Genomic DNA, 9,772 nt, shown 5'->3' on the forward strand with positions numbered 1-9,772 from the left:
TCGCTGCGCACGTCGTTGGTCTGCACGAAGTAGCGCGAGCCGGAGAACTGCTCCACCAGTTCCCGGCTGGCGCGGCTCTGGTCGCGGTCCAGCACGGCGAAGCGCACGTTTTCGACGTCGAAGGAAACGCTCCATGCCGCGGCGCACAGCAGCACGATAGGGCCGAGGATGGCGAATGCCAGCCTGAGCTTGTCGCGCGCCAGTTCCATCGCCTCGCGCCGGGCGAAGGCCCAGGTGCGCGCCAGGGCCGAGCCGCCCGGATGGCCCGCGGGTTTGTCGTCCGGCGCGCGGGGCGGGGCCGGTTGCGCGGATACGGTAGCGGCGGCAGCGCCGTTCTCCGGGTTCTCCGCTTGCTCCAGATAGGTGACGAAGGCGTCCTCCAGCGTCTGCGCGTGGCAGCGCTCCCGCAGGGCCTCCGGGCTGCCCACGGCCAGCACGCGGCCGCGATGCATGAAGGAGATGCGGTCGCAGCGCGCGGCCTCGTTCATGAAGTGCGTGGAAACGAAGATCGTCACGCGCTGCTGGCGCGAGAGCTGGACCAGGTGGCGCCAGAACATGTCGCGCGCGCCGGGATCCACGCCGGAGGTAGGCTCGTCGAGGATCAGCACTTCCGGATGGTGCAGGCAGGCGGCGGCCAGCTGCAGGCGCTGGCGGATGCCGAGCGACAAGGAAGCGGGCTGCGCCTCGGCGTGCTGGTCCAGTTCGAAATCTTGCAGGGCTCGCCCGACCGCCTGCCGCGCGGCGTCGCCTTCCATCCGGTAGAGCCGGGCGTGCAGGTCCAGGTTCTGCCGTACCGTGAGTTCTTCGTAAAGCGAGAACGCCTGCGACATATAGCCCACCCGCATGCGCGTGCGCATGTCGCCGGCGTCGATGGTCTGGCCGAGCAGGCGCGCGGTGCCGCTGGTGGCATCGAGCAGCCCGGTCAGCATCTTCATGGTGGTGGTCTTGCCGCAGCCGTTGGAGCCGAGAAAGCCGAAGATCTCGCTGCGCTCGATGCGAAAGCTCACGTTGTCCACGGCGGTGAAAGCGCCGAAGCGCCGCGTCAGTCCCTCGGCTTCGATGGCGGGTTCGCCGTCGTCGGGCGGGCGGGGCGGGATCAGCAGGCCCGTCGCCTCGCCGCGCCGGGCCGACGGCAGCAGCGAGATATAGGCTTGTTCCAGATCGGTGGTGCCGGCGCGGGCCAGCACATCGGCGGTGCGGTCGCACACCAGCACCTTGCCTGCGTCCATGGCCACCAAGTGCTCGAAGCGCTGCGCTTCCTCGATATACGCGGTGGCGACAATGACCGTCATGTTGCTGTGCTCGGCGCGCAGGGCTTCCACCAGGGTCCAGAACTGGCGCCGCGAGAGCGGATCCACGCCCGTGGTGGGCTCGTCGAGGATCAGCAGGTCCGGGTTGTGGACCAGCGCGCAGCACAGCCCCAGCTTCTGTTTCATGCCGCCGGAGAGCTTGCCCGCCGGGCGGTCCGGGAAGGGCGCCAGGCCGGTGGCCGCGAGCAGGCGCCCGATGCGCTGGCGCCGCTCGGCGGCGCCCAGGCCGAACAGCCGGGCAAAGAAGTCGACGTTCTCGTAGACGGAGAGCGTCGGGTACAGGTTGCGCCCCAGCCCCTGCGGCATGAAGGCCACGCGCGGCAACAGCGCCTCCCGGGCCTGCCGGTCGCGCAGGTCCGCGCCAAGGACCGACGCGCTGCCTTGCTGGATGCGCTTGACGCCGGCGATCACCCCGAGCAGGGTCGACTTGCCGACGCCGTCGGGGCCGATCAGGCCGATGGTGGCGTTGCCGGGCAGCGTGAGCGATACGTGGTCCAGCGCCACGCTGGCGCCATAGCGATGCGACAGGCCATCGATCCGGATGGCCGCGGCGCGGTCGGGGTGCGGGCCCGGCATGACGTCAGGCCGGCTGCTGGCGCAGCGCCAGCCTGGCTGGCCAGGGCTGAGTGGCATCCAGGCGCACGAAGCCATCGCCCGTCATGCCGGCCTTCAGCTTTGCCGCGTAGCGCTGCGCCACGTCCGGCGTCAGTTGCAGCTTGACGCGATACATCAGCTTGGCCCGCTCGGCATCGGTCTCGACATACTTGGGCGTGAACTGCGCCTCGCTGGCCACGAAGCTGATCCGGGCCGGGATGGGTTCGTCCTGCATGGCGTCCAGCACGATGCGAGCCTCGTCGCCGATGGCCAGCTTGCCGGCCGCGCCGGCCGGCAGGAACACGGTGAAGTACATATCAGCCAGGTTGAGCAGGGACACCACGCGCCCGCCCGCCGGCAGCACCGTGCCGACCTCGATCACGCGATACTCCACGCGGCCGGCCACGGGCGCGCGGATGGTGGCTTCGTCCCGCAGGATCTTCAGGCGGGCGATCTGCGCGTCGGCTTCCACGACCGCCGCCCGGGCTTCGCCAAGGGCGGCCCGCGCGCCGGTCACGCTCGCGCTTTCGCCATCCAGGCCAAGCTGCCGGCGATCCCGTTCGACGGATGAGATCTGGCGGTCCTGGTACAGCYTGACGGCTTCGGTCAGCTCCAGCCGCGCAAGGCGCTGGCGGCTCGCACGGGCATCGATTTCGGCCTGCGCGCGCGATGCGGCCTGCACGGCGCGCTCCCGCGCGGCGGTGGCGAGGTCCAGTTGGGCCAGCAGTTCGGCGTCGTCCTGGCGGGCCACCACGGCACCGGCGGAGAGGGCCTCGCCCTCGCGCACCGGCAGGTCGATCACGCGGCCGCCATACTTCACGGCCACGTCGAGCCGGCCGATTTCCATGCGCCCGTTGCTGTGGACGACAGAGGCCGGCCATGGATCGCGTTGGCCGGCGAACCACCACAGCGCGGTGCCAGTGACGGCGGCAAGGAACAGTGCCGCGATACCCCAGCCTGGTTTTATTTTCATCGGCTACCTGTGCGCTGAATAAGGGAATGCCGCCAAAGGGCTCCAGGGTTTCAGGGCGTCAGGGGAAATGGGAGGGAGGACGATGAAGACAAGCCTTGAACCGCGGGGCGACGGTGTGGGTGAAATGCTATCCGTCGCGCCGGCGCCGTGACTTGATCTAGCGCAAGTCAGTGGCGGCGCCGACACATTTCTGAAGAGGGGTTCTAATTCCTGGTGCCCCAGGATTCATGAAGCCATGCGCGATAAAGGCCCTCAAGGGCTATTCTGCAAAAAGCGCAAACCGTAGGGGCTTCCTTCGCAGAGACGGGCGCGGTTGACATGGATCAACGCCCGCCTGCCGGTCTCGCCGACACTCAATGCAGAAGCGCCGGGATTCCAGTCCGCTGGCGGGCATGGCCTTTCACCGATGCCCGTCCGCATCCGGGCGCGTCAGGTACTGCGGCCTCGCGAGAGAGACGTAACCGATGCATACCCACAGCGACGAAGAATGGATTCAGCGCATCGCGGAGGAGTTGGAGGCTCCTCCGGAGGCCGTGCGGCAAGTGTATCTTGAGGCGCTGCGGGATTTAAGTACGGATGCGCGCATCCATGACTACCTGCGCCTGTTCGTTGTGAAGCGTGTCACCGCTGCGTTGCGCAGGCGCCCGCAGGCGTAGCGCGTGCCGATATGCCGCGCGCCATCGGGGCGCGCGGAAACCGGTTCGCCTCGCGCAAACATCCCGCCCGGCACGCTTTGCGTCTATGGTTGAGGCAGGGCAATGTGTTGGCCGGGAGTTGCGATAAGCCTACCTGATGCCCTCCGTGACGGATCGCCTGTGCCTGTCGCCCACATCGGCGGCAAAAGGCACGGCACAAGCCTGGGGTCATTCAAGGAGAAGAAAATGAAGCGAAAGATGCTTTTGACCATGGCCACGACGGCCGCTCTGGCCGGGCTTGTGCAGCCGGTGTTTGCGCAGCCGGAAACCAAGGGCGAGATGATGACCGCGCCAGGAAAGGCCGCGTTTTCCGAAACAACGAAAGTGGCGGCTACCGTCATGAAGATCGACGCGGCAAGCCGCACTGTCACGTTGAAGGGCCCCAAGGGCCGGGTGTTCGATCTCGCGGTGGGGGACGAAGTGCGCAACTTCGATCAAATCAAGGTAGGCGACAAGGTCGTCGCCGAGTACAAGCAGGCCCTGACGCTGGAACTGAAGAAGGGCGGGGACGGGATTACCGAACGCACCGAACGCGAAGCCGGGGACCGCACCGCCGCGGGCGCGAAGCCGGGCGCGGCGGCAGGCAGGCAGGTGACGGTCGTTGCGAACGTCGTCGCCGTGGACATGAAAAAGCAGCATGTCACGCTGCAGGGCCCGAAAGGAAAGGTCAACCTGAATGTGCAGGATCCGGACCAGTTGAAGAACATCAAGAAGGGCGACCAGGTGCAGGCGGTCTATACGGAGGCCGTGGCCATCGCGGTGGACCCCGCGACCAAATAAGCTGTGTGCCGCATCAGAGCCTGCTGCCAGCTACGGTGGCAGGCCGATGCGGCAGTCGTCCGGATGGCGCCGGTGAGCGAGCGCCACCACCGTCATCCTGCAAGCCATCGCGCGCTTCGCTGCCTGTTTTAAATCCCCCCGCCGCAACCCACTGCAACGCACCATGTCCGACCCCGTGCACCACGGCGGCGCGTGCGTTTTCCTGCGCTGGTGCATGGCCTTTCCTGTTTAGGTAAAAACCCTGAAATAATTGCATTGCAATTGAAGAGATTGCGATTCGCATATTCGCGAACTATTCTCTGGACTATCGGATCGCCTGTCGCGGGTTGATCGTCAACTGGGAAATTCATGATGAAGTTGTTGCTAGATACCTTGTGCGATATCGTCGGCGCGACAGGGCTGCTCACCGCCAGCGACGATCTGGCAGGCTATGTCAGCGACTGGCGCGGCCGCTACAAGGGCACGGCACTTTGCGTTGCGCTGCCGCGCACCACCGAACAGGTTTCGGAACTCGTCAAGGCGTGCGTGGCCGCCGGCGTGGCGGTCCTGCCCCAGGGTGGCAATACCAGCCTGAGCGGTGGCGCGGTGCCGTATGAGCAAGGCAACTGCGTCATCGTCAATCTCTCGCGCATGCGGCGCATTGTGCGCATCGACCCGGCGGACAACTCGATGGAGGTGGAGGCCGGCTGCGTGCTGGCCGAGATCCAGGCCGCGGCCATCGAGGCGGGGCGCTTCTTCCCGATCAGCCTGGGCGCCGAGGGCTCCTGCCAGATCGGCGGCAACATCGCCACCAATGCGGGCGGCACCGGTGTGCTGCGCTATGGCAATACCCGCGAGAACGTGCTCGGCCTGGAAGTCGTCTTGCCGGATGGGCGTATCTGGCGCGGCCTGCGCACCTTGCGCAAGGACAATACCGGGCTTGACCTCAAGCAGATGTTCATCGGCGCGGAAGGCACGCTGGGCATCATCACCGCGGCCACGCTGAAGCTGCACCCGTTGCCGAGCGCGCACGCGATGTCGTGGGTCGCACCGGTCGACGTGGATGCCGCGCTGGCGCTGCTCGGCCTGTTCCAGTCCGCTTGCGGTGCGCGGCTATCCGCTTTCGAGCTGATGAACGCCAGCCAGCTCGACATCGTGCTGGAGCACGTGCCGGGCCAGCATGCGCCGCTCACCGGTGCGCATCCCTGGCATCTGCTGGTGGAGCTCAGCGATACCTGCGACGACGCGCGCTTGCAGGAAGTGCTTGAGGCCACGCTGGAAAAGGGCATGGAGCGCGGCCTGATCGCCGATGCGGCCATTGCCGCCAGCTCCGCGCAGCGCGAGGCGATGTGGAAGCTGCGGCACAGTGTGTCGGAGGGCAACAAGAAGGCGGGCATCGGCCTGACGCTGGACACCGCCGTGCCGGTATCGATGGTGCCCGCTTTCATTGCCGAAGCCACCCGCGCGATCGAAGAGGGCTTCGATGCGCGTGTCGTGGTGGTGGGCCATCTCGGCGACGGCAATATCCATTTCATCCCGTTCTTCGAGTTCGACACCTGGCAGGCCCTGCCCGACCAGGCGAAAACCGCCGCCGCGGTGCGCCGCGCCGGGCACGATGTCGCCGCCAGGTTGAATGGCACCTTCAGCGCGGAGCATGGCGTGGGCCGAACCTTGCTGGATGAGATGCGCCACTACAAGGGCGATGTCGAACTCGACCTGATGCGTACCGTCAAGCGCGCCTTCGATCCGCAGGGCCTGTTCAACCCTGGCAAGCTGATTCCCTGATTTTCAGATTCCTTGATTCCTTGATTCCTTGATTTCCTGATTGCCACCGGCTCAGGCCGGCCTCCCGATTTTTTTTCATTCCGATCCCCCGTCCCCGTAGGAGTACAGCCATGAGTAACGCCGACAAGCCGAGCAATCCATCGCGTCGCGACGCCTTTAAATTGCTGAGCGCCGGCACCGCCGCACTCGCCATGCCGGCGATCTGGACATCGGCCAAGGCGGCCTCGCAACGCATCGTAGTGCGCGACTCCGGCGGCGTCTTTGCCAAGGCGTATGGCGAGGTGTTCTACAAGCCGTTCACCAAGGCCACCGGCATCCAGGTTGTGGGCGTTCCGTCCAACGCGGAGCCCACGGCCCAGATCCGTACCATGGTGGACGCCAAGAACTACAGCTGGGACATGGCATCGATCAGCCAGCCTGCGATCGAGGTCCTGACCACCGACGGAAAGGATTACCTGGAGAAACACGGGCTGGGCGCGGATCCGGTGGTGGCTGGCATCCCGGCGCAATACATGTCGCCCTACGGCGTCGGCACCAACGTGTACACCACCGTGCTGGCCTACCGCACCGATGCGTTCAAGGGCCGCAAGGCGCCCGCGCAATGGAAGGACCTGTGGAACGTGCACGATTTCCCCGGCCGCCGCGCGCTGCGCAAGCATCCCTTCGATACCATCGAGGAAGCGTTGATGGCGGACGGGGTGGCGAACGCATCGGTTTATCCCTGCGACGTGGACCGCGCGCTGCGCAGCCTCGATAAGGTCAAGTCCAGCGTCGCCGTGTGGTGGAGCGGCGGCGCGCAGGTCGAGCAGATGCTCAAGTCGGGCGAGGTGGATCTGGTGGCTACCTGGATCTCGCGCGCGCAGTCCGCCATGGATGCCGGCGCGCCGGTCGCCATCTGCTGGGACCAGCACCTGTGGGGCGTGGACAGCTGGACCATCCTGAAGGGCACGCCCAACGCCGCCGCCTGCCGCGAGTTCATCAAGTTTGCCTCCGACCCCAAGCGCCAGGCGCAGCTCACGCAATACCTGGCCGCCGGCGTCACCCATCCGGACGCATTCAAGTACATCGATGCCAAGCACGCCGCGATGCTGCCGACCTACGCGGACAACATCAAGCGCGGCGTGAAGATCGATGCCAAATACTGGGTCAAGAACCAGGAGCCGGTGCTCGAGAAGTTCAATGCCTGGATCCTGAAGTGAAGCGCATGCGCTGACGTCGGAACTCTCTTGCAAAGGTAAGCGTGATGCAACAAGTAACACAGAAACTGCAGACCAGGCAGCTGTCCAAGCGCTATGGCGATTTCATCGCGCTCGCGCCCACGGACCTCTCGGTTCCGGAGGGCGAATTCCTGACCCTGCTGGGCCCGTCAGGCTCGGGCAAGACGACGCTGCTGAGCCTGATCGCCGGCCTGTCGCAGCCGGATGGCGGCAGCATCCGCATCAACGGCGCGGATGTGACCTACGGCGCGCCTTACGAACGGGACATCGGCATGGTGTTCCAGAACTACGCGCTGTTCCCGCACATGACGATTGCAGAGAACATCGGCTTTCCGCTGAAGATGCGCAAGATGCCGGCGCGGCAGGCGGAGCAGGAGGTCAGCCGTGCGCTGGATCTCGTGCGCCTGCCCCACGTTGCCCATCGCTTGCCCAAGGAACTGTCGGGCGGGCAGCAACAGCGCATCGCGCTGGCGCGTTGCATGGTCTACCGCCCGTCGATCATCCTGATGGACGAGCCGCTGGGCGCGCTGGACAAGAAGCTGCGCGACCAGATGCAACTCGAAATCAAGCGCATCCACCGCGAACTGGGCACCACCATCGTGTATGTGACCCACGACCAGGAAGAGGCGATGACGATGTCCGACCGCATCTGCCTGATGAATAGCGGCAGGATCGAGCAGCTCGGCAGTCCGGCCGATCTCTACTTCCGCCCGCGCACCACCTTCGTGGCGGACTTCCTGGGCGAGTCGAACCTGCTGCCGGCCACGGTCGAAGCGGTCAGCGGCGGCTTGCTCGACGTCAGCTTCGACGGGCTGCCCGCGCGCGGCACGGTGCAGGCCAATGGCGCCGCGTTCCGGCGCGGCGACCGCGCCAAGGTGATGATCCGTCCGCAGAATCTCCATGTCTCGGGGGCGCCGGGCGCGCCGAATACATTGTCGGCGCGGCTGGGCGATATCGTCGTGACGGGCGGTGTGACCAAATCCTACCTGGCACTGCCGGGCGACACGCCGCTGGTGGTGGCGGAACTGACCCGCGGCGCCCCTGGCCGCCATCTGCCTGGCGACACGCTCACGGTGAGCTGGCAGCCTGAAGATGCCGTTGCGATTCCGGAGTAAGCCATGATCACACTGTTCCCGGTCGGCCAGCTGATCTGGATGAGCGTGTCGGTGGACGGGCGCATTACCCTGGACCTGTACGCACGCCTGTTCCATTCGTCCGTCTACCTCGACGTGCTGTGGATCACGCTCAAGATCGCGGCCTGGACCACCTTGCTGGCCATCGTCGGCGCTTATCCGGTGGCTTACCTCACGTCGGCCGCCGGCGCGCGGGCAAAGAGCTCGCTGCTGTTCTGGATCCTGCTGCCGTTCTGGACCAGCTTCCTGGTCCGCATGTTTTCGTGGATCGTCCTGCTGGGCCGCAACGGCGTGCTCAACCAGCTCCTCAAGGCGGCTGGCGTGACGGATGCACCCGCCGATCTGCTCTACAACTTCGGCAGCGTGATGGTCGGCATGGTGCACGCCATGATGCCGCTGGCCATCCTGACGATGATCTCCGTGATGGAGAACATCGACCGCCGCCTGCCGCGCGCCGCGCTGACGCTCGGGGCACGCCCCGGCACGGCCTTCTGGCTGGTCTACTTCCCGCTGTCCATGCCTGGCGTGGCCGCGGCGGGCATCATGGTCTTCGTCACCTCGCTTGGCTTCTTCATCACGCCGGCGCTGCTGGGCGGCCGCCGTGAAACCATGATCACGCAGCTCATCATCGACCAGGTCCAGCAAACCATGAACTGGGGCTTTGCCGGCGCCATCTCGATGCTGTTGCTGGTGGCGGCGCTTATCGTGTTCGTGGTCTATGACAAGCTGGTTGGCCTGTCGACCCTGGCCGGCAGCGGCAATGCGCCGGCAGGGCGCCGTTCCGCCACGAACGGCCCGCTGCGTCGCGCCGGCTACCAGTTGCTGGGCGTGCTGGCCACGCTGTCCGACGGGCTGTCGCGCCTGTGGCCGCGCCGTAGCCGCGCGGCGGGCAGCGCGGAGGAGGGCGGCGGCAAGATGCTGTGGGCGGTGGTGATCCTGATTCTGGCCTTCCTGACGTTGCCGGCGCTGCTGATGATCCCGATCTCGTTCACGGGCGGCAGCAGCCTGGACTGGCCGCCACGGGGATTCTCGCTGCAGTGGTACAACGAAGTGTGGGAGTCGCCCACCTGGATGCAGGCCACGGTGCGCTCGCTGGTGGTCGGCGTGGGCACGGGCTTGCTGGCCATGCTGATCGGCACGCCCACGGCGTTCCTGCTGGTGCGTTCGAACATCCGCTGGAAGGCCGCGCTGCTGGCGTTCATCCTGCTGCCGATCATCGTGCCCAGGATGATCACGGCTGTGGGTATCTTCTACTTCTTCTCCAGGCTCAACCTGGTTGGTTCCGCGCTGGGCCTGATCCTCGGCC

8 protein-coding genes are annotated in these 9,772 nt (G+C 66.2%); 6 read left to right on the top strand and 2 right to left on the bottom strand.

The window, feature by feature from the left end; genetic code table 11:
- The coding region (locus tag AC1DKD_RS35860; RefSeq protein ID WP_477144344.1) for an ATP-binding cassette domain-containing protein at positions 1–1,886 on the bottom strand (1,886 nt) is incomplete at its 3' end.
- A 4-nt stretch (positions 1,887–1,890) separates the two neighbouring features.
- Positions 1,891–2,877 (bottom strand): HlyD family secretion protein, encoded by a 987-nt coding sequence (locus AC1DKD_RS35865; RefSeq protein WP_477144342.1) that lies wholly within the window; start codon positions 2,875–2,877, stop codon positions 1,891–1,893.
- Positions 2,878–3,341: 464 nt separating this feature from the next.
- On the opposite strand from AC1DKD_RS35865, the gene AC1DKD_RS35870 reads away from it, so the two are divergent.
- The 6 genes from AC1DKD_RS35870 to AC1DKD_RS35895 all read left to right on the top strand — a co-directional run.
- On the top strand, positions 3,342–3,533 hold the full coding sequence (locus AC1DKD_RS35870) for a DUF3562 domain-containing protein (protein ID WP_441633888.1): 192 nt from the start codon (positions 3,342–3,344) through the stop codon (positions 3,531–3,533).
- Positions 3,534–3,692: 159 nt separating this feature from the next.
- Positions 3,693–4,352: a hypothetical protein gene (locus AC1DKD_RS35875; RefSeq protein ID WP_441633890.1), complete on the top strand. Its 660-nt coding sequence runs from the start codon at positions 3,693–3,695 to the stop codon at positions 4,350–4,352.
- A 351-nt stretch (positions 4,353–4,703) separates the two neighbouring features.
- Positions 4,704–6,116, top strand: a complete 1,413-nt coding sequence (locus AC1DKD_RS35880) for an FAD-binding oxidoreductase (protein ID WP_441633938.1) — start codon at positions 4,704–4,706, stop codon at positions 6,114–6,116.
- 110 nt (positions 6,117–6,226) lie between these two features.
- Positions 6,227–7,315: an ABC transporter substrate-binding protein gene (locus tag AC1DKD_RS35885; RefSeq protein ID WP_441633892.1), complete on the top strand. Its 1,089-nt coding sequence runs from the start codon at positions 6,227–6,229 to the stop codon at positions 7,313–7,315.
- A 44-nt stretch (positions 7,316–7,359) separates the two neighbouring features.
- The gene (locus tag AC1DKD_RS35890; RefSeq protein WP_441633894.1) at positions 7,360–8,448 is read left to right on the top strand and encodes an ABC transporter ATP-binding protein; all 1,089 of its coding nucleotides are present in this window, start codon (positions 7,360–7,362) and stop codon (positions 8,446–8,448) included.
- 3 nt (positions 8,449–8,451) lie between these two features.
- On the top strand, positions 8,452–9,772 hold a 1,321-nt coding region (locus tag AC1DKD_RS35895), incomplete at its 3' end, for an ABC transporter permease subunit (RefSeq protein WP_477144343.1).

The sequence above is a fragment of the Cupriavidus sp. 05T313 genome, from assembly GCF_056396665.1.

Excerpts from the sequence above, each read along its gene's own strand:
- AC1DKD_RS35870 (WP_441633888.1), top strand. The coding sequence starts at position 3,342 with ATGCATACCCACAGCGACGAAGAATGGATTCAGCGCATCGCGGAGGAG.
- AC1DKD_RS35880 (WP_441633938.1), top strand. The coding sequence starts at position 4,704 with ATGAAGTTGTTGCTAGATACCTTGTGCGATATCGTCGGCGCGACAGGG.
- AC1DKD_RS35885 (WP_441633892.1), top strand. The coding sequence starts at position 6,227 with ATGAGTAACGCCGACAAGCCGAGCAATCCATCGCGTCGCGACGCCTTT.
- AC1DKD_RS35890 (WP_441633894.1), top strand. The coding sequence starts at position 7,360 with ATGCAACAAGTAACACAGAAACTGCAGACCAGGCAGCTGTCCAAGCGC.